Genomic DNA, 20,306 nt, shown 5'->3' with positions numbered 1-20,306 from the left:
TTCACAGCCAGCCCTGGGTACGCGCGATCTGCTGTGCCCGGTCGGCGAACGCCCGCACTGCCACGCTCGCGTCCGCGCGGTGGATCAGCCGCACAGGCAGGTGCGCGAACTCCTCCTCCACGGTGAGGAAAGCGGCGACGCCGTCCGGGTGCACCCGCTGCACCGAAGCGGGCAGCAGAGCGACGGCGTTGTTGCGCGGCAGGTCCGCCATCACCCTGCTGCCGGGGACCGCGTTCGTGACGGTGCGGGGCGCGAACCCGGCCCGGGCGAACACCTGCTCGATCACCTCGTGGTAACCGGGCGCCACGGTGCGCGGGATGATCACGAACTGTTCGCCGGACAGCCGGGACAGCGACACCGTTTCCGCATTGGCGAGCCGATGCCCGTGCGGTACCGCGATCACCAGCCGCTCCCGGCGGATCAGTACCGACACCAGCTGCCGGTCCGCGGGGTCGTAGCGCACCAGCCCGACGTCCTGCCGCCGCCTGCGCACGGCGTCCAGGACGTCGTACTCCCACAGCTCCAAGGCCTCCGCCTGCAGTCCCGAGTCCACATCGAGACCGGCGAGCAGGACCGGCAGAGTCTCGTAACCGACGCTGAAGGTGTACGCCACCCGGAAGGACCCGCGCTCGCCCGAAGCAGTCTCCTGTGCTCGCGCGACGGCACCGTCGAACCGATCCAGCACGTCCCTGATGTCCTCGAGGAACTCGACCCCGGCGGGCGTCAGCCGGACGTTGCGGGTGTCGCGATCGAACAGCTGGACCTCGATCCTGCGCTCGAGCCGGCGCAGACGCTGGCTCAACGCCGGCTGCTCGATGTACAGACGCTCCGCGGCGCGCGCGAAGTGCAGCTCCTCAGCCAGCACGACGAACGAGCGCAGCAACGCGAAGTCGATGTTCATGCACCGAAGTTAGCAATTGCCGCGGGGCTTCCCGGTGAGCAGGGCGCCGCCGCCGACCGGATAGGTGCCGCCGTGATGACCTCTCGCGAGTGACGGCTCCTGCTCGGCGGAACACTCGCGTCCGGTCGGGAGTTGAGGGTGGCATGAGTCAACTCGTCGATCGCACGATCACCGCCCTGCGCTCCGAACACGCCACGCTCGCCGGACTCGTCCGCGCCCTCACCGACGACCAGCTCGCGACCACGAGCGGCGCTGCGGAGTGGACCGTCGCCCAGGCCCTCTCCCACCTCGGCAGTGGCGCCGAAATCGGCCGCGCACCCATCGCCCGCGCCGCCGGGGAAACCGTGGCTGCCGAGGACAACCAGACGATCTGGGCACGCTGGGACGCATCCACGCCCCGCGCGCAGGCCGAGGGTTTCCTCGAGCACAACCGCCGCTGGCTCGACACCGTCGAAGCGCTCACCCCCGAGCAGCGCTCATCACTGACCGTCGACCTCGGCTTCCTGCCGGAGCCGGTCCCGTTGCTGACCGCACTGGGCATGCGGCTCAGCGAAGTGGCCAACCACTCGTGGGACGTACGTGTGGCCTTCGACCCGAACGCCGAGGTGGACGCCGACTCCGCCGCGGTCCTCGTCGACCTCCTGACCGGGCCCGTCGGCTTCATGCTGAGCTTCCTGGCGAAGCCGGCCGAACTCGCGAACCCGGTGTCCCTCGCCGTCCCCGGAGCCGGTCTCGTGATCGACGACGCGGTCACCCTGGTCGACCACCTCGACGCACCGTCCGCATCGTTCAACGGATCGGCCGAAGCATTCGTCCGGCTGATCAGCGGCCGGCTCAAGGCGCCTTACGACAACGGCGTCACCCTCGAGGGCAGCATCACCCTCGACGACCTGCGCCGGGTGTTCCCCGGCTTCTGACGAACGATCAGCCGTCAGCCGGGCCGAGAAAACGATGTGCGTTGCCGTGGGTGATGGCGGCGATCTCGGCCTCTTCGAGGTACCGGGCGCGTCGTACGACGTCCCCGGCCGGTCGCTCCCCGAGCGGGTACGGATAGTCGCTGCCGACCATCACCTGCGACACCCCGAGCGTGTCGACGAGCGCGCGCAGGGCGGCCGGGTCGAGTTGTCGGCGCGGCAGCGGCACTGCACATCAGCCAGCCGGTCGTGACGCGTGGCCTGCAGGAGCTGGAGAAAATCCTGGGCGTCCCGCTGTACGAACGGGGTCCGCGCGGGATCGCGGTGACGGAGTTCGGGACGGCGTTCACCGGACATGCCCGCGCTGTGCTGGCGCAGCTCAGCCAGGCCGAGCGGCATGTCGAGGAGATCGCCGACGCCGACCGTGGACAGGTCGTGGTCGGGACCCACCTGGCCGGGTCCAACCTGCTGCTCCCGCGAGCCATCGCGCTGCTCAAGCGCGAGCACCCGCTGGTCACGGTGATCGTCCGGGAGGCGACGCCGGAAAACCTGCTCGTGGAGCTGCTCTCCGGACGCGTCGACGTCGTCGTCGGGCGGCTCGTCCATCCGCGGCCGGCGGGGACCGTTCACCGCGTGCTGCACCAGGAGTCGATCCGGGCGGTCACCGGCACGCACCACCCGCTCGCCGGCAGCGACCGCGTCGAGCTGGACATGCTCGTGGAGTACCCGTGGATCGTGCCCGGGGTGGAAACGAGGCTGCGGCAGGAGATCGAGGAACTGCTCACGCGCCACGGGCTGACGGTGCCGGCCGACCGCGTGGAAGCCACCTCGTTCCTGACGGTGCGCCAACTGCTCGTCGAGACCCGGATGGTGGCCGTCATCCCCGGCCTGATCGCCGCCGGCGACCCGCGGCTGACCCCGCTGCCGATCGCGCTCGAGCCCATCGGGCACGACGTCGGCCTCACCCTCGCGGCAGATCGCCGGCTGAGCCCCGCCACGCAGGCGCTGATCCGCTCGCTGACCACCGCCGCGGAAGCAGTCGGCCACGAATCGTGAGCCGATCAGGCGGCGCCGATCAGGCGGTGGCCGGCTGCTGCGCGTTGTCCGTCCGGTGTGGACGGTCGTCGCGGACGCCGAGCAGGACCGCGGCACCCAGCAGCGGGCCCGCCGCAAGTACCAGGAACGCCGCGTAGAAGGAGCCCGTCGCGTGGAAGACCGGGCCGACCACTGCCGGTACCAGGACGCTGCCCAGTTGCCACGCGGCATTGACCCCGCCCGCTGCCGAACCGGTGAGCCTGCCGCCGGCGAGTTTCGGGATCATCGCCGCGGTGAGCGGGCTGTAGGCATAGGCCGCGATCCCGAGTACCGGCGCGACCGCCAGGAAAGCTCCGTAACTGCGCAGCGCACCGAACACCAGCAGGGCGACCGTGAACACCACCAGGATCACCATGATCGGCAGCCGCATGCCGAGCCCGAGCCGGTCGGTGAGCCAGCCGACCGCCGGCTTCACCACCACCGCGGCGCCGGAAAAGATCACCACCACGATCCCGGCCTGGACCGGAGAAATCTGGCTGCCTTTGATCATCAGCGTGTTGGACCAGGTGACGAAGCCGTAGGTGCCCCACAGGCCACCGAATCCGGCGAGCCCGAGCAACAGCAGATCCCGGTTGCGCACCAGCGGCCGGATGTCGGGCAGCGACCGCGTGACGGGTCCGGACCGGGCCGTCCCGTCGCGCAGGAAGAGCACGCACAGCACGGCGAGGGCCACGGTGACTCCACCGAAGAGGTGGTAGGAGGCACGCCAGTCCGCGTGCTGGACCAGGGTGGGCACGACGGCGTTGGCGATGACCGTGCCGAGTGAGGTCGCGGTCATGAAGATCCCGCTGGCCCTGCCGATTTCCCGTTCCGGGAGCCAGGTCGTGATGAGTTTCATCCCGGCCGAGAACTCCACGCCCGCGAACAGCCCGACCAGGCCCTGCACGGTCAGGCCGAGCGGGATCGAGGTGGTGGAGCCGAATCCGATCATCAGCGCACCGGCGGCCAGCAGGCTCACCCCCAGCACCAGCCTGCTGCCGAGCCAGTCGGTGAGGAATCCGCCCGCCGCGTTCGACACGACGTACCCGATGTAGTAGCAGGTGGCGAAGATCCCGAGTGCCGCGAGCGGGACGTGCAGGGAATCGCTGACCGCGGCGGAGGCCGGGCCCCAGGTCGAGCGGTCGACCGAGGTCATCGTGAAACCGGCCCAGCACAGCAGCAACACGAGCCAGCGGTAGGGCGAGGGCTTGGCGGAACTCATCGTCGAGTCTCCTGTCTCGGGCGGGTCAGACGATCGCGTCTTGGCGGACGAGTTCCGCGCGCACCGCGGCCACGTCGTGTGGTCTCCCGTCGGCGTAGTGCGCGGACGCGACGCCCCCGGCGTGTCCGGTGGCGAAGGCGGTGCCCATCACCCGGACCGAGGCGTAGGCCTGGGAATCGGCACTGATCAGACGTCCCACACCCCACACGTTGCCGGTGTCGGCCGAGACGATCGCGCCGTAGGGCACGTCGTACCAGCCGCGGCCGGCGAGCTCGGTGTAGCGGGTGACGCCGGGACCCGCGTGGTCCTCGATCGGCCACCCACACCGCGCGATCGAGGACTCCAGTCGTTTGCGCGCATCGAGGACGTCGGACGCGATGAGGGTCTCCTGCCCGACGAGATGCCGGCCCTCCCGGATGCCCAGCTGGGGTCCGGTCTCGATCAGGTACGCGCCGGTCCAGCCGGGCAGATGCTTGCGCAGGGCGTCGAGATATCGCCAGGCCTGGCGCCGCGCACTGGCTTCGTTTCTGCTGAACGCGGCGGCATCGAGCACGTCAGCCTGTTCGTCGACCAGCAGGGCGATGACCTCTCCGGTGAGCGGCAGGCGCACCGCGATGCCGTAGTCCCGCACCAGCTCCGCGCCACCGTCGCGGTGGTGGGCGGCGACCGCTGCGCGCAGGCCTTCGCGGGAAAGGTCGGCGTCCTGGGCCACGCCGCCGAACCGACACACCAGGGTGCTGGTCTGCCGACGCTCGATCGGCTCGGTCCGCACACCCGCGCCGCCGGCCGCGAGCAGCGCGCCGTCGCCGCTGGCGTCGACGAAAGCCCGTGCGGTGACGGGTATGCGGCCACCCCGGTGGTACAGCTCGATCCCGGTCACGCGACCGTCTTCCCGTACGGCGCCGATCAGCGTGGTGTGCAGGAGCACGTCGACGCCCGCAGCCGCGGTGACCGTGTCACACGCCAGCTTGGTCGCCTCCGTGTCGAGCAGGATGATGCGGTTTCCCGTCCACCCCATGGTCTTCTCCTCGTAGGCACCGAGATCGCGCAGCTGCCGCAACACCTGCTCACCGACGCCCGCGACGACTCGTTCGCCACGCTGGTCGAAGAAGCCGCAATAGGTCAGCACCGAACTGGCCGTGGCCGCTCCTCCGAGAAACGGGTACTGCTCGACGAGGAGCACCGCGGCGCCGGTCCGCGCGGCACCGACGGCAGCCCCGATCCCCCCTGCCCCGCCCCCGACGACCACGACGTCGTACGACTTGTCCATCACTCGCCCTTCCCTCGCGTCCTGCCAGTACAGATGCGTGGCACGGGCAAAGCCAATACCATCTCGTCACCCGGGGCATGACCACAAGGTATGGCGGTATGGAACTACGGCAGCTGCGGTACTTCACCGCGATCTTCGAACAGCGCTCGATCTCCCGCGCCGCCGAACACCTGCGCATCTCCCAGCCCGCGCTGACCCGCCAGCTCCACCAGCTCGAACGGCACCTGCGCGCGGACCTGTTCGAACGCGTGCCCAGCGGGGTCAGCCCGACATCGTCGGCGATAGCCCTGTACGAGCACGCGAGACTAATGCTGCGGCTGGCCGAGGCCACCGGTGAGGTCGCCCGCTCCGCCGGTCCTGCCAAGGAGATCGTGCGCATCGGCCTCCCGCCCGGCGCGCCCACGAACTGGCTCAGCCGGGTCGTGCACGCGGTACGCGACCAGGTTCCCTCGGCGGCGGCCGACTTCACCGACGCCAGCAGCACCGACCAGCTGCGGATGCTGCGGGAAGGCCACCTCGACCTCGGGCTCGTCCACCAGCGGCCGGTCGCTCCGCTGACCGCACGGCTGCTCTACGAACAACCCTTCGGGGTCGCGGTCGTGCCCGGCCACGCGCTGGCCGGGCAGGACCAGTGCCGGCTGGCAGACCTCGACGGGCTGCGAATCCTCGCGCACAGCAGAGAACAGGTCACCACCGAACACGACCGCGTGCTCCGTGCCGCCGAAGCCGCGGACGTCCATCCGGACTGGGTGTTCGCCTGGTTCACCGAGAACGCACTGGCCTGCCTCATGGCGACCGACGCCTCCGCCGCGCTCCTGACCCGCCGCAGCGCACAGCGGCTGCTTCCGGAATGGCGCTGGATACCGCTGACCGAACCCGAGTTCACGCTGCCGACCTGGCTGGCCTGCCAGCCACAAACCCGCGCGATCGTCGCCGAGGTGGCCGAAGTCTTCACCACGACCTCGGCCGAGGAACCGCCGGCATGAACCAGCCACGTCCGGAGTTGTCAGCGACGAAGCAGGTTCGGCTCCCGTAACCGAGCGAGGATCAGGTCGATGTCTTCGGTCGTCGTGCGGTGGTTGGTGATGCAGGCGCGGATGCCGTGTCTGCCGTTGATCATCACTGGGCCGAGGAGTGCGGTGTTGTCCGCGGCGAGTGTTTCCAGGAGCTCGGTGTGTTCGTCGTGGGACGCGCCTTCGACGGCGAAGCAGATCGCGGTGAGGGTGACCGGGGCGAGCAGGGTAAGCCCGGCTGTGGCTTCGATGCCGCGTGCGAATTGTTGGGACAGTTCGAGTGTCCGGCGAGTCGCCGCGCGGAACGCATCGACGCCGAACGCCTGTAGTGCGCTCCACACTTTCAGGGCTTTGAAGTTTCGTGAGAGCTGGGGACCGTAATCCATGTAGTCGGTCATCAGCGGGTCTTCGGTCACGGTGAGGTAGGACGATTCGAACGCGTAAGCCGCACGCAGTGTGGTTCCGTCGCGCACGAGCAGGCAGCCGGCTTCCAGTGGAGCGAACAGCAGTTTGTGCGGGTCCAGGGAGATCGAGTCGGCACGGGCCGCTCCTCCCATCAGGTCCCGCATTTCCTCGCACAGCAAGAAAAGACCGCCGTAGGCGCCGTCGACGTGCAGCCACAGTTCCTGCTCCTGGCAGAGATCGGCGATCGCGTCCATGGGATCGACCGAGCCGGTGGCCACCGTGCCGCACGTCGCGACCACGCACCAGGGCCGGAGACCGGCTTCGCGGTCCGCGTCGATCGCAGCGCTCAGCGCGGCGACGTCCATCCGGTTCTGGTCGTCGACGGCGATGTGGCGGATGTGGTCGAGGCCGATCCCCAGGATCGCCGCGGCCTTGTCGACGCTGCGGTGAGCCTCGACCGAGGTGTAGACGACCAACGGGTGCGCCGACTGCTGGAGCCCGGTCCTGCGGAACCCGGGAACGCGATCCTCCAGCGCGGTCGCCAGTGCCTGCAGCGTGGCCAGCGAGCCGCCTCCGGTCAGGATGCCTTTCGCCGTCGACGGGAAGCCGACGATCGAGGTGAGCCACTCGAGCACGGACCGTTCGACGACGCTCGCGGCCGGGGACAGCTGCCAGAAGTTGCAGTTCTGGTTGATCGTCGCGGCGACGGCTTCGGCGTAGGCGGCGACGCCGTTGGGCGGCCCCAGCACGTAGGCGAGGAACCGGGAGTGCGCCACGGTGGTGGAATTCGGCAGGATCACGTCCTCGATGCGGTCGAACAGGCCGTCCACACCGATGCCCTTTTCCGGCACCGAATCCGCGAGCAGCGTCGCGAGCTGAGCGCGGTCGGGCTCAGGCAGCACGCGCGATCCGGGGAGGTCGCGTTCGTAGCGGTCCAGCAGTGTCACCAGACGCGCACCCGCCCGGGCACGTTCCTGGTCAGTCAGCACCAACTCACTCATACACAGCACGTTATGGCAAACGTCGAAGCACGCGATGCTCTTTTTCGCCGCCTCAGTGCCACGCTTTGGCATAATCTGCTTATGGATTCCATAGACAGCGCAATTGTTCACCACCTGCAGCTCGACGGACGTCTGTCCAACACCGATCTCGCCGACAAGGTCGGCCTGACGCCCTCGCCGTGTCTGCGCCGGGTGCGTGCGCTGGAGGAGTCCGGCGTCATCACCGGCTACCACGCCGCCGTGGACGCCGCCGCGCTCGGCCGGGCCTTCCGCGTCCTCGTGCACATCGACATGGCCACCCAGGACCTCGGCACCATCGAGGCCTTCGAAAACCGGATCGCCGAGGTCGACGAAGTTGATGCGTGCTTCCGTCTTTTCGGCCAGCCGGACTACCTGCTGTGGGTGGCCGTCGCCGACCTCGCCGCCTACGAGCGCGTCTACATGTCCACACTCACGCGGCTGCCCGGGGTCGCCCGCACCAACTCCCAATTCCCGATGAAAACGGTGAAATGACCGGAAGCCGGGCCGGTACGGGCGACCGGGACAGTCAGCGTTGCAGGGTCATCGCGTAGATTTCGAGATCGCTGTTGCGTTGCCAGTCGAGTCCTCCGGAGCCGGGTGCCACCCAGGCCGGGACGGACGGGGCGGTCAGGGACAGCGAACGGACCTGCTTTCCTGGTTCGAGCGGGACGGTCGTCTCGTAGAGCGACGCCTTGTTGTCGACCTTCCCGGTTCCGGCTTTGAGCTGGTACGCGGTCGTCAGCGCCACGGTGTTGCCGAAGTCCGGCGCTGTGTTCGCCCAGCCGGTGAGCTGGAGCGGAACCGTCGCGGCGCTGCCGTCGGTGTAAGTGACCACGGCGGTGGCCGACGCGGCACCGGTGCTGCCGTTGTCGGACGCGCCGACGATGTGGAGGCTGCCGTAGTGCCCGGACGGCAGGGCGAGCGCCTGCCCGGTGGACTTGACGAAGTTCGGGCTGCTGCCGGAGGTCGGCGGCGCTTGATAGGTGACGTCGCCGAAGGTCACCGGCCCCGGCGCGGGCAGCTGGTCGGCAGCGTAGCTCACACCGGTGCCGTCGAAGTCGCCCTCGCCGGGGGCGTCGAGGGTGGCGACGCCGTCGTTGTTGTAGGCGGCGTTCAGATCGACGGCGCACGACGTGTCCGTCTGGATCGCGCAACTCCCGGCCTGCTGGACGACGACGGTGACGGTCTTCGTGACCGGGGCGGCTCCGGGAAGCTTGGCGGTGACCGACACCGGATAGGTGCCCGCTGTGGTCCCGGCCGGAGCAGTGATCCGCACTGTGTCGTTCACCTGAGCGGGGAGCCCGTTCGAGCGGGCTGTGCTCACCGCGGAGGACGGGACAACCAGCCACCCCTTCGGTCCCTTCGCGGTGACGGCGATGCGTGCGTTGCGCGGAGCCGTGGCCAGCAACGTCAATTCGACGTCCTGCTGCGACGCTCGACCCGCCGTGGGCTCCAGGGAAACCTGGTCGGGCGTGACGTCGACATTCAGCTGATGCTGCGGGTTCGGCGTCCTGTCGATCGACGGCGGAGCGTCCTTCGCTGCTGTCGCCCATGCGGTGGGCTTGGTGCTCAGCGCGTAGTCGATGCGGCCGCCGTGCGCGATGTCGGCCTGGTCGACCCAGGCCTTGCCCCACGCCGTGCCGTTCACGGTCGCCGAAGCGATGTAGCGGTTGATCATGCTCGTGCCCGGCGCCGAAATCGTCAGCGTGCCGCCCTGTGTCTTCCCGTAGTCGCCGATCCGCACGCGCGCGGCCGGGAACTGCGGGGTGGTGAGCACGTCGAAGTTGGCACCGCTCGTCGTGGGATAGAGCCCCAGCGACGACATCACGTACCAGGAGGACATCTCCCCCATGTCGTCGTTGCCGGGGATCCCGCCGGGAGTGTTGGTGAACAAGGTTTCCTGCGCCTTGACGACGGTCGCGGTGTGGCCGGGCTGCCCGGTCCACGCGTACAGGTACGGCGCGATGAGGTTCGGCTCGTTGTTCGGGTTGTACTTCGTGGAGTCGTAGTAGTTGTACGGATCGCTGACCCATGCCTCGCGAGCGGTGCCCTCCGGATCGGCGAGGAGATCGTCGTAGGCGAAGAACTCGTTCAGCCGTGCGGTGGTCGTGCCGCGGCCACCCAGCATGCTGACGAGCCCTGCCGGATCCTGCGGCACCATCCACTGGTACTGGCTCGAGTTCTGCTCGTGGAAAGCGTGGTTGCTCGTGACCGGGTCGTACGGGGTCAGCCATGTGCCGTCGGCCGCGGTGCGAGGCCGGAACTGGCCGGTCCGCGTGTCGAAGACGTTCTTGTACGACTGGCCACGCTTGGCGAACATCGTCGCGTCGGACGCGTGGCCGAGCCCCTTCGCCATCAGCGCCAGCGAAGCGTCGGCGGCCGCGTACTCCAGTGTGGCCGACGTGCCGTAGTAGCAGTCGTTGTCGTTGCCCTTGGTCGGGCAGCAGGCACCGCTCGTTCCGCCGGACGCGCAGTTGTCGTTCGACGTGATGTTGAGGCCGTACGGGACATAGCCGCGTTCCGCGTAGTACGCGACACCGGCGCGCCCGTTCTGGCGGACGCCGGCGGAGGGCACCTCGGTCGCGGTCGCCCGGAGGTACTTGTAGGCCTCCTCGGCGTCCGCGCCGGTGAGCAGCCCCTTCGACCAGCCTTCCACCAGGAACGGGGTGACCGGGTCGCCGGTCATGATGTTGCCTTCCTGGTCTTCCAGGTACCAGCGCGGCAACGCCCCGCCCTCCCGCGCGATCGCGAGCAGGGACATGTCGATGTCGTGCGCGACCTTCGGGACAAGCATCTCGAGCAGTTGGTTCTGCGTGCGATAGGTGTCCCACAGGGAGAAATTGCTGTAGGGCGTGTAGCCGCGGGCCGTGTGGATCTTCTTGTCGGCTCCGACGTAGCGGCCGTCGACGTCCCCGATGAGGTTCGGATCGAGCATCGAGTGGTACAGCGCCGTGTAGTACGCGACCCGCTGGTCGTGCGACCCGCCCCCGACCGCGGCCTTGTGCAGCATGGTGTTCCACTGATCGTGCAACGCCTTGTGCGCGGCGTCGAAGTCGAATCCGAGCTTCCCTGTTTCCGTGGACAGGTTCTTGCGGGCGCCGTCGAGCCCGGTAAAGGAGAGCCCCACCTTCGCGACCACGGGAGCGTCGTCCTTCGTCGTGTCGAACGTGACCCATGCCCCGTTGGAGCCCTTGGCCGCCGACTCCCGCGACCCCGGCGCTCGATCGGATCCCCGCCAGGTGCCGTACGACGCGAACGGCCGACTCAGCTGCGCGACGAAGTAGGTCTTCTTCGAATCCTCGACCCACCCCTCCACAGTTCGGTCGCCGACAACACGGATCTCGGAACGGGTCACCCCGGCGCCGGCGCTGAACAGCACGTTCGCCCGGCTCGTCCGCGGGAAGGTGTACTGCTGCCACCCGGTCCGCGCGGTCGCGGTCAGCCCGACGGTCACGCCGTACTTGTCGAGTTCCGTCCGGTAGTAGTCAGGTCCCGTCGTTTCCTTGGCATGGCTGAAGGTCGACGCGTACTGGGCCGGATCCGTCGAAGTCACCGCGCCGGTGGTGGGCATCATCGGCAGGTAGTTGAACCGGCACCCGTTGATCGTCGTCTGACTGAACCCGGTGACCGTGTCGGCGGACTCCGTGTCACATCCGGTGCCACCGGCTGTTTTCATCAGCGGGCTCTCCTGCACCAGACCGAACGGCGCGCCCGCTGCGGGGAAGTCCAGCCCCTCGTTCTCGGTCCCGATGAACGGATTGACCAGCTTCGTCAGGTCGGCCCCGGCCCCCGGCACCGAGCCGGTGGCCGCGCCCGCGCTCACGCCCGTCCCGGCGAGAACCCCCGCGGCGACAAGGGCGACACTGAGGACCACGGTCCCCCACCGAGCTGCGCTGCTGTGCCGGACTGCTGCTGATCGCATGTCACCTCGTCGTGGTCACGTCCATGACATCGTTGTCATAAGCTCACCGAAGACGTTAGCCCCCTTCTTCCCGCTCCGGCAAGAGGCAGCGCGTCCCGACGGTCGCAGAAGGCGATGGGGCGGCCGTGCGCGCGCCGAGCAGACCGGGCTGGAAACCCGGGCAACCGCGGTCCCAGCGTCATCGTCCTCGCGCTGCGCATGCCCGGCGCGGCGGCGTTCGCCCGGTAGCCACCTCCTGCGCGGCGGCGTGGATCCGCTCCCGGGTCTCCGCGGACGCGAACCCACGCGGATCGTTGCGCAGCACCCGCGACACCAGGCTCGCGTCCACACCGGCCATCCGCGCGACATTCGCCAGAGCGGGGCTTCGCCGCCTCTCCTCCGCCATGCCACCTCCCCGTCGAGCGACGACCGTACCTGGCGGACGATCGCTGCGACCGGGTCGAGATTGTGCGCCTCACCGGGCGTGGTCGGCGATCCAGTCCTCGATGCCCGTGGCGGACGTCGGAAGCGCGGCGGTCAGCACCTCGATGCCGTTGTCCTCGACGACGACGTTGTCCTCGATACGCACGCCGATTCCGCGCAGGTGTTCGGGCACGTAGTCGTCGAACGGGGAGAAGTACAGGCCCGGCTCGACCGCGAGGACGTGTCCCGGCTCCAGCGTGCCGGCGGTGTACTCACCGGCCACCACGAGGCTGTCGTGCACGTCGGCGCCGAGCATGTGGCTGGTGACGTGCAACGTCCACCGCCAGGAGCGTTCGCCCGCGGCGAGACCGTCGAAAGCGGGATGGGGCAGCACGCCGAGGCTGTGCAAGCCGTCCGCCAGCACCCGCTGCGCCGCCTGGTGGGGATCAGTGAAGGAGCCGCCAGGCCGCGCAGCCGCGAGCGCAGCCTGGTGGGCAGCATGGACGATGTCGTGGACGTCGCGCTGCGCGGATGTGTACCGGCCGGAGACGGGCATGGTCCGGGCAACGTCGGAGGCGTACAGCTCGGGACCTTCGACGCCGGCGTCCAGCAGCAGCAGGTCTCCGGGTCCGATCCGCTGATCGTTGCGTTGCCAGTGCAGGATCGTCGCCTGGTGCCCGCTTCCGACGATCGGGGTGAAGGCGAGCCCGCGACCGTGCGTTCTGGCGTGTTGGGCGAACACACCTTCGACGAAAGCTTGGCCGTGCCGCACCGCGTCGGGCAAAGCCCTGGCTACGGCGGCGAAACCCTCGACCGTCACGTCCGCGGTGTGGCGAAGCTGCGCGATTTCGTAGGCGTCCTTGTACAGCCTGCGTCGAGCGAGCTGTTTTTCGAGCTCGCGACCGTCGTCTGCCACGAGGGCGTCCACGTGCGGATCGAGGCCTCGCACGGTTTTCGCCGCGGTTCCGCGGAGGCGCTTGCCGAGTTCGCCGATCGGCCGGGTCTCGACACCGAGCCGGACTGCGGTGGCCGCGCAGGTCTCCAGTGGACCTTCGATGAGCGGGCCGTGGACGTCGAGCACCGCGTTCGGGTGCCCCAGCGCCGGCTGCTCGGCAACGTAGAGCGTCTCCTCGCCGTCCGGACCGAGGACCAGCACCGAACCGGGTTCGGTCGGCCCGGCCAGCCACATGTGGTCCGTCCCCGGCCGGTACGCGAAGGGAAGGTCGTTCGTGCGCACTGCTGGTCGTCCCGCCGGGACGACCAGCGTGACGCCGGGGAAGTCCGCCGCGAGCACGCGACGGCGCGCTCGTCGTGGGGCGGCCCCGCGCCACTCCACGACGTCACTCGCGGGGACGGACCAGCCTCGCGTCATCGCGCGCAGCAGAGCCGGCGAGAGACGGCGTCCCGGGAACCGTTCGAGAAGAGCGGTGAGCTCAGCGTCGCTCCACTTCTTCTGCGGGACAAGACGATCGGTCACGGTGCCTCCTGCTGCGCCGGCGGGCCGGCTGGGGTCGGGATGCCCGGGGAAACGGGCAGGTAGCGCTCGAACCAGTCGAGCAGGCGTGCGCCCTGGTCGATCAGCGCCGGGAAGGACCGGACGCCGTGCCCTTCGCCGGGGTAGACCACGCAGGTGGACGGCACGCCCGCGAGCAGCAGCGCCTGGTGGAATTCCCAGGCCTGCCCGGGCGGGGTGCACCGGTCCTGCGTGCCGGCGATCAGCAGGGTCGGCGTGCGTACCCGGCCGGCGAAGGTCACCGGGCTCCGTTCGCGGTACCGGCCGGCAGTCCCGTGTGGACCGTCGGCCAGCAGCAACTCGTCGAAGAACGGGATGTTGCTCGTGTAGTGCTGGGAATACCAGTCGGTCACCGGAGCCATCGGCACGGCGGCGGCGAACCGCTGGTCCTGGGTGATCAGCCACGCCGCCATGTAGCCGCCGTACGACGCTCCCGTCACGCCGATGCGTTCCGGGTCGGCGACGCCGCGGGCGACCAGCGCGTCGATTCCGCTCAGGTAGTCCTGGGTGTCCGCCCCGCCGGGATCGCCGAAGACGGCTCCGGCGAATTCCTGTCCGCGCCCGCTGCTGCCGCGCGGGTTCGGATGCAGCACGGCGTAGCCGCGGCTCACGAGGAGACGGACGTACGCACCGCCCAGCATCCAGTGGTTCCGCCAGCCCCAGACCGGCCCGCCGTGCACGTTCACCACGAGCGGGAACGGTCCCTCGCCGTCGGGGGTGCACAGCAGCCCCTGGATCTCGGTGCCATCCGGCGCCGTCCAGTGGACCGGCTCGACCGCGCCGGCGACCTCGCGCACGTGATCAGCGCCCCCGTGACCGAGACCGGCCACGGTTTCGACCTGGCCCTCGCGAAGCCACGCCAGCTCCGGGCACACCGAATAGCTGCTGTGCACCATCGCCGCGGACCCGTCCGGCAGGAACGACGCGACGGGGTAGCGGTCACCGCAGGTGGCGGTGCTCGACCAGGTCTCGGTCGTCTGCCCGCTTCCGGCGTCGTGGACTCCCGCAACCGTCTCCAGCCCCCGCACTCCCAGGAACGCCAGCCTCGACTCGTCGAGCCACTGCAGGTGCGTGACGTCGACGTCCCCGGTTTCGATCTTCACCGTGGTGCCTCGCTGCGTGTCCAGCACGACGACGTCCCCGGCGACCACCCAGCGGTCCGATGACCGTGCCTCGACCACCGCGCGACGCCGGCCGGACGGGCTCGCCGCAGGCCAACCCAGCTGACCGTCCGGCTCGTGCACGAGCTCGGCCGCTTCGCCTGCCAAATCGATCCGGCGCAGATCTGCTGTGTACCACGCACCTTCGCCCGGCGAAGTACTCGTCACGGCCAGCACCGCGTCCGGCCCGCACCACACCGATTCCCACACGTTCAGCCCGGTCGCCGGTACCCGTTCGACCGAGTCCCTTGCGAGGTCGTAGATCCAGATGCCGCGCCAGTGATCACCGGAAATGCCGGAGTCCACTTCGGGGACCCAGGCGGGAAGCTCCGCGCGATCACCGCGGACGACGCTGCCCGATCCTTCACCGCCGGCCAGGTCGGCGGCGAGTCCGGCCACCCCGAGCAGGATCCTGGTTCCGTCGGGCGACCACTGGAGATACTCGACCGTGCCGTCCACGGCCGGAGTGTCCCGAAGCCGCCCGCTCACCGGATCGGCCACCGTCAGCTGCTGGACCCCTGGGGTCTCGCGGTCGGAGGTGAAGGCGATCCTCCGCCCGTCCGGGGAGTACTGCGGATTCCGCTCGTTCACCTGCGACTCAGGGTCGGTCAGCCGCCGGATCCCGTTGCCGTCGGCCAGGCACAGCCGGAACCGGGGGTGTCCTTCGAGGCCGGTGCGGATCTCGCCGGTGAACGCGATCGCGAGCCCGTCCGGCGAAGCCGACGGCGACGTCGCTCCGCTGACGCCACCGAAGGCAGGCCCGTGCCACCGCTGGTAGAAGCGTGCGACCCGCGTGAATTCGGCAGCGGCCCGGAGGTCGCGTACGCCGGGATCGATCAGTCCGGTCATTCCTGCCCCTCGTGTGTCGGAGAATCCGGTCAGTTCAGTGCCGAGTAGACGGCGTCCAGGACCGCGGTCTGGCGCGGATCGAACGCGGCCGTTCCGTAGCGGGTGGTCATCCAGCACAAGGCGAAACCGGCGTCGGGATCGGCCATCGCGAGCGAACCTCCGGCTCCGCCGTGGCCGAAGGCCCGTGGACTGCGCGCGAGCGGATAGGTCGTGCTGGGTTTCTGGAAAGCCAATGCGAACGCCGTCGGGGTCGACAACACCGCGTCCTCGCCGCGCACCACCTCGGTCGTCGCCAGTTCGACGGCGGCGCGGGACCAGAGCGGCGACGGCTCGCCCCGCAAGGCGCCGCTCAACGCGCTGTAGAGGTGCGCGAAGTCTCGTGTGCCGGCGAACATGTTGGCAGCGGGCAGGAAAGCGTCACAGATCGCTTCGCCGTTGACCATCGGGATCGGATCCGGCAGCGTCTCCGGGATGTTCCGCGCGATACGCGCGAACACGCTGTCCGGATCGGCGAGGATCGCGGCCAGATTCGCCTCCGCGATCGCGCCCCCCGCGGCGGCGAGCACGCGGGAGGCCCGGTGCCGCTGCGCGGGAGGCAGGCCGACGTACATCTCGATTCCGAGCGCGTCGGTGATTTCCCGCAACAGGCCGGCGAAGCCCTGACCCGAGGCTCGTTCGAACAGGAAGTCGGCGTAGTTGCCGATGGTCTGCGGACTGTAAGCGATCCTGGTGCCCGGCGTCCACACCGGAGCCTGCGCGACCAGTGCCGCCGCGAGCTTCTCCCGGTCCGAAGTGAGCGTCAACGGCATCGTGTCGTCCAGGTAGAGCAGCCCGGTCTGGTGCGAGAGCAGCTGCGCCACGGTGATGTCCCGCTTGTCCGGCGTGCCGAACTCCGGCCAGTACGACGCCACCCGCGCATCCGGGTCGAGCTGCGCGCGCGAGATCAGGAGCGCGGCTGCCGCCCCGACCACACCTTTCCCCATGCTTTGGGCGATCTGCAGCGTGTCCGAGGTGTAGGGCGTGCCCTTCTCGGCGTCCGCGAGCCCCCACGCTTCGTTGACCACCTCGACGCCGTCGACCACGACGCACAGTGCGGCACCACCTTCCGGATCGCCCTCGATCTGCGCGGCGGCGGTATCGCGGACCTTCTCGGCATCGAATGTCATGGGTACTCCCGGCATAGCGGCGACAGAGGACAGGGCAACGGGCGGGGTGCGGAGAGGCCGTTGCGAGCCATATTAACACCGTCAATTTAAAGGGCAAGAGAGGTCGCACCGGTGAAGGGATTTCCCGCGCGGCAACGGACTGGTCCGGCCGGCTGGCTTCAGTGCGGCGCCAGCTCCTGCAGGACGAGGTCCAGCTGCTGGTCGAAGCCCTGGTCACGCTCCGGCTCCGCGGCGCGGTGCAGGTAGCCGTGGAGCACGGCGTACCTTTCGGTGTTCAGATGGCGTTCGAGCCGATCGGTGAGCGGCGTCGCGCGTGGGCGAGCGTAGTTCGCGTAGGCGATCGCGTCGCCCACGCACAGCATCACCACAGCTCGGTAGAGCACGACCGCCCGCTCCGGCGCGGCTCCCGCGTCGAGCAGATCCGAGATGATGAGCTCGGCGCAGTCCATCTGCGCGGAAGGGGACTTCTCGGGGATGTAGCCGGCGATCGCGGACAGCAGTCCCGGATGCTCGATGCCGGCCCGGCGGAGCCGGTGCGCGATCAGCCGGACCCGCTTCAGCGGTGCCGTCTTCCGGGTTCCTGTTCCGGGAAGCCGCCGCAGCACCTTCCGGAACACGAACGCGTCCGCGACGGCGTCCAGCAGTTCGTCCCGGTCCCGGACGTGGTGGTAGATCGCGGTCGGGCTGACCCCGAGTTCGACGGCCACCGCGCGCAGGGACAGCTTCGCCACGCCGGACCGTTCCGCGACGATCTCGGCCGCGGCGACGACGGCCTCGCGGGTGAGCCCGGCCGATTCGCCGCGTGTGCGGCGTGCTGACCCTTCCACGGTGCCCCTCGATGTCGTGCGCTGGCGAGTACCCACCCACCTTAGGCCGCCCGGCGGCGGACTACGACCGACGCCTGCCTCAGCCTGTCGCTCCGCGCGATCGCATGCGGAGCAGCGCGGCGCCGGCGGCGGCGATCACGACCAGCCCGATACCCGCGGCCCACCAGGTCGTGGCCGAGTTCCCTCTGTCGGCGGGACGGGTTGCCTCGCCGACCAGGAAGCGTACGGTGGCCGACACCGTGACTGGCGGCCCGGCCTTCGGCGTGATGTTCGCCGTGAAGCGAGTGCGGTACTCACCCGGCGTGCTGAACGCCCAGTTGGCGTGCGTGTGCACATTGGACTCTACCGGGAGCTCGGCTACCGGGCCTGTGCTGTCCCAGACCGTCTTCGGGGGTCTGAACGCGCCGTAGTCGAGAAACACGTGCAGCTGTCCCGGTCCCTCGATGTCCCGCAGGGACAGTGAGACCGATTCCGGTGGCTGCGCCAGCAACCCCGGATGCCGGGTATTCCATCCGAGCCACACCACACCTGGCGCCTGGGTCTGCGGCAGCAGGTAGACGGTGCTCCCGGCGGCGCCCAGGAACTCGTATCCGGTACCCGCGGGCACCGTGGACTTCGCCGCCTCGCTCACGCGGAGGACGACGTCCCGGGGGTCCCGCCAGGTCGTGATGCCTGCGGAGTCGTCCTTGAGGCGGATGCTCCAGCGGCCGTCATCGAGCGCGGGCCCGATGTCGAGGTGGCCGTCGCGGATCTCGACCGGCTGCCCCGCCTCTTCGGCCACGGCGATGCCGCCCGGGCAGCCGGAAAGCCCGAGAAGCACAGCGGCGAACAGCAGCGCGGGGTGCCGCCGGCGAGAGCCACCGACGGCACCTCCATCCACTGTGGATCGGAACGTCACGCGTCGCTCTTCCGACGGGAGCGGGCGAAGAACACCCCTCCGCCGATCAGCACGACGACGATCACGACGCCTCCGACGACGAGCCACACCGGCACGCCATTCGAAGTGTCCTCTTCGGACGCAGCCGGAGTGTCCTCGACGTGCACGACCGGCGCCATCGCCTCGACGCTCTGCTCACCCGAGCCGTCACGGACGACCGCGCGGACCTGGCTGCCCTGCCAGCCGGCGTCGACCGGCCGGCTCAACGTCGCGCCGTGGCCGTCGTCGAGCGCGGTGTACTCGTTTTCGCCGTTCTTGCGCACCGACCAGTCGATGACGCTGTCCGGCGCGGCACCGGTGGCGGTGAACTTCGCGGTCTCCCCCGGCGCGTACGTCGGCTTCGCCGAGGTCACCCGCAGGTTCGCAGCCGGCGCACCGGAGACGGAGATCCGCAGCGGCGCGGCCTCGCTGAGGATGGCGTGGTCGGCGTTGAACAGCCGCGCCGTGATCTCCGCGCCGTCGAGGTCCGCCGTGATCGGCAGCTTCTGGTCGGCAAGGCGGGACTCCTCGATCCACTCGTAGGAGTCCTCACCCGGCTTCCGCAGATACCAGTGGTAGTGCTCGTCGGCCGTCGAGGGTTTCTGTACCGAGCTGAACGAAGCGGTGGCGCCGACGGGGTAGGTCTCCTGGTCAGGAGTGACCGTCAGCGTCGTCGTGGGCGGCAACGCGCGGACGCGGATGGTCTGCGGCTCCGACTTGTCGAGTACCTTTCCGTCCGCTCCCACCTGTTCGACGTGGACAGTGGTCCCGTCGAGCGCGCGGGTCGGCTTGTCGGTGTAGGTCGCGGTCTTCTGCTCCTCGTCCGGCACCGGGCCGCCGCCGGGTTTCGTGGTGTACCAGCGATAGCTACTGCCTGGTGTCGCGCCCGCGGGCGACATCGCCGTCAGGGTCACGGTCTGGCCGACGAAGTACTCGCCGTCCACCTTGTTCGGCACCACGGTGAGGTGGTCGAGCGAAGCACCGGCGGGCGGGTCCGCCCGCTTCACCGGGTCCGCTGGAGTGTCGGGCAGGTCGCCGACCTGGAAGCGCACCGTGGCGTCGTCGGACACCGGGGTGCCGTCGGCGAGGCTCGCCGAGACCTTGAAGGCGATGTCGTAGGTGCCCTTCGCGGTGAAGGTCCACGTGGCGTGCGTGTGCGCGCCGACCTCGCCGCTGACCGTCGTGAAAGGGGAGCCCGGTACGAACAGCTGGCTGACCTTCGTGTGGTCGAACCCGCCGGGCTGGGTCACCGCGAACCGCGGGTCGGTCGCGTCCCCGGCGTAGCCGTAGCCGGTGTAGTCGATCTTGACAGTGCCCTTGAGCAGGCCGCGCTCGATGCCCTCGAACGACCAGCCCGGCCACACGACCGACTGGTCCTGCGCCTCGGTGGTGACCCAGGCATCGCTGCCTTCCTGGCCGAGGAAGTCGAAGCCCGCGGGCAGCTTCACGTGGGAGCTGTCGGTCTCGGGGACGTGCAGAACGAGCTCCTCGGGCTCCCGGACACCGTCCGGGGTCAGGGAATGGACGGCGAGCTTCCCGTCGCGGACCTCGGGATAGATCGCGTCGACGTGGGCGCCGGCGCCCACGACCTCGCGGCCGCCGTCGGGCTCGAAGGCGGCGGCGGGCACCGGCGCGAGCAGGATCGTCGCGCCGGCGACCCCGGCGAACAGGGCGGCTGCCCGGGTGCGGCGGCGCCGCGGTTTGGGGTGGTGCACGAACTCTTTTCCTCT

The 20,306-nt window shown here is 69.6% G+C and carries 17 protein-coding genes; 4 read left to right on the top strand and 13 right to left on the bottom strand.

What is annotated here, in order from left to right:
- Position 1: 1 nt before the first annotated feature.
- Positions 2-901 (bottom strand): LysR substrate-binding domain-containing protein, encoded by a 900-nt coding sequence (locus tag BJY18_RS33395; protein ID WP_184783835.1) that lies wholly within the window; start codon positions 899-901, stop codon positions 2-4.
- Positions 902-1,044: 143 nt separating this feature from the next.
- Here BJY18_RS33395 and BJY18_RS33390 point away from each other — a divergent pair, with 143 nt between their 5' ends.
- A complete protein-coding gene (locus BJY18_RS33390) occupies positions 1,045-1,818 on the top strand; it encodes a maleylpyruvate isomerase family mycothiol-dependent enzyme (protein ID WP_184783834.1) in 774 nt (257 codons plus the stop codon).
- Positions 1,819-1,825: 7 nt separating this feature from the next.
- Here BJY18_RS33390 and BJY18_RS33385 read toward each other — a convergent pair whose 3' ends face one another.
- Positions 1,826-2,044 carry an amidohydrolase family protein gene (locus tag BJY18_RS33385; RefSeq protein WP_184783833.1) on the bottom strand — a complete coding sequence of 73 codons (219 nt, stop codon included), beginning with the start codon at positions 2,042-2,044 and terminating at the stop codon, positions 1,826-1,828.
- Between the two features lie 20 nt (positions 2,045-2,064).
- Here BJY18_RS33385 and BJY18_RS33380 point away from each other — a divergent pair, with 20 nt between their 5' ends.
- Positions 2,065-2,871: a LysR substrate-binding domain-containing protein gene (locus tag BJY18_RS33380; RefSeq protein WP_312874050.1), complete on the top strand. Its 807-nt coding sequence runs from the start codon at positions 2,065-2,067 to the stop codon at positions 2,869-2,871.
- Positions 2,872-2,890: 19 nt separating this feature from the next.
- Here the strand turns inward: BJY18_RS33380 and BJY18_RS33375 are convergent, their stop codons facing one another.
- Together BJY18_RS33375 and BJY18_RS33370 are read right to left on the bottom strand one after the other, a co-directional pair.
- A complete protein-coding gene (locus BJY18_RS33375) occupies positions 2,891-4,111 on the bottom strand; it encodes an MFS transporter (protein WP_184783832.1) in 1,221 nt (406 codons plus the stop codon).
- A 25-nt stretch (positions 4,112-4,136) separates the two neighbouring features.
- Positions 4,137-5,381 (bottom strand): FAD-dependent oxidoreductase, encoded by a 1,245-nt coding sequence (locus tag BJY18_RS33370; RefSeq protein ID WP_184783831.1) that lies wholly within the window; start codon positions 5,379-5,381, stop codon positions 4,137-4,139.
- Between the two features lie 98 nt (positions 5,382-5,479).
- On the opposite strand from BJY18_RS33370, the gene BJY18_RS33365 reads away from it, so the two are divergent.
- Positions 5,480-6,367, top strand: coding sequence for a LysR family transcriptional regulator (locus BJY18_RS33365; RefSeq protein WP_184783830.1), 888 nt, complete (start codon positions 5,480-5,482; stop codon positions 6,365-6,367).
- 20 nt (positions 6,368-6,387) lie between these two features.
- Here the strand turns inward: BJY18_RS33365 and BJY18_RS33360 are convergent, their stop codons facing one another.
- The gene (locus BJY18_RS33360) at positions 6,388-7,800 is read right to left on the bottom strand and encodes a pyridoxal phosphate-dependent decarboxylase family protein (protein WP_184783829.1); all 1,413 of its coding nucleotides are present in this window, start codon (positions 7,798-7,800) and stop codon (positions 6,388-6,390) included.
- A 12-nt stretch (positions 7,801-7,812) separates the two neighbouring features.
- Between BJY18_RS33360 and BJY18_RS33355 the strand changes: the two genes are divergently transcribed.
- A complete protein-coding gene (locus BJY18_RS33355; RefSeq protein ID WP_312874049.1) occupies positions 7,813-8,313 on the top strand; it encodes an Lrp/AsnC family transcriptional regulator in 501 nt (166 codons plus the stop codon).
- 34 nt (positions 8,314-8,347) lie between these two features.
- Here the strand turns inward: BJY18_RS33355 and BJY18_RS33350 are convergent, their stop codons facing one another.
- The 8 genes from BJY18_RS33350 to BJY18_RS33315 all read right to left on the bottom strand — a co-directional run bounded on the left by BJY18_RS33350 (position 8,348) and on the right by BJY18_RS33315 (position 20,291).
- Positions 8,348-11,743, bottom strand: coding sequence for a GH92 family glycosyl hydrolase (locus tag BJY18_RS33350; protein WP_184783828.1), 3,396 nt, complete (start codon positions 11,741-11,743; stop codon positions 8,348-8,350).
- A gap of 178 nt (positions 11,744-11,921) precedes the next feature.
- Positions 11,922-12,128 carry a LacI family DNA-binding transcriptional regulator gene (locus tag BJY18_RS36470; RefSeq protein WP_221458074.1) on the bottom strand — a complete coding sequence of 69 codons (207 nt, stop codon included), beginning with the start codon at positions 12,126-12,128 and terminating at the stop codon, positions 11,922-11,924.
- A gap of 69 nt (positions 12,129-12,197) precedes the next feature.
- Positions 12,198-13,622, bottom strand: coding sequence for an aminopeptidase P N-terminal domain-containing protein (locus BJY18_RS33340; RefSeq protein ID WP_184783827.1), 1,425 nt, complete (start codon positions 13,620-13,622; stop codon positions 12,198-12,200).
- A complete protein-coding gene (locus BJY18_RS33335; RefSeq protein ID WP_184783826.1) occupies positions 13,619-15,667 on the bottom strand; it encodes a S9 family peptidase in 2,049 nt (682 codons plus the stop codon). Before BJY18_RS33335 ends, BJY18_RS33340 begins: the two co-directional genes overlap by 4 nt.
- Before the next feature lie 29 nt (positions 15,668-15,696).
- A complete protein-coding gene (locus BJY18_RS33330; RefSeq protein WP_184783825.1) occupies positions 15,697-16,833 on the bottom strand; it encodes a serine hydrolase domain-containing protein in 1,137 nt (378 codons plus the stop codon).
- A gap of 158 nt (positions 16,834-16,991) precedes the next feature.
- A complete protein-coding gene (locus tag BJY18_RS33325) occupies positions 16,992-17,660 on the bottom strand; it encodes a TetR/AcrR family transcriptional regulator (protein ID WP_184783824.1) in 669 nt (222 codons plus the stop codon).
- A 79-nt stretch (positions 17,661-17,739) separates the two neighbouring features.
- Positions 17,740-18,558, bottom strand: a complete 819-nt coding sequence (locus tag BJY18_RS33320) for a choice-of-anchor M domain-containing protein (RefSeq protein ID WP_184783823.1) — start codon at positions 18,556-18,558, stop codon at positions 17,740-17,742.
- Positions 18,555-20,291, bottom strand: coding sequence for a choice-of-anchor M domain-containing protein (locus BJY18_RS33315; protein WP_184783822.1), 1,737 nt, complete (start codon positions 20,289-20,291; stop codon positions 18,555-18,557). Before BJY18_RS33315 ends, BJY18_RS33320 begins: the two co-directional genes overlap by 4 nt.
- Positions 20,292-20,306: the final 15 nt, after the last annotated feature.

This window comes from Amycolatopsis jiangsuensis (assembly GCF_014204865.1).
GTDB lineage: Bacteria > Actinomycetota > Actinomycetes > Mycobacteriales > Pseudonocardiaceae > Amycolatopsis > Amycolatopsis jiangsuensis.
This window is presented reverse-complemented; position numbering and strand designations above follow the sequence as displayed.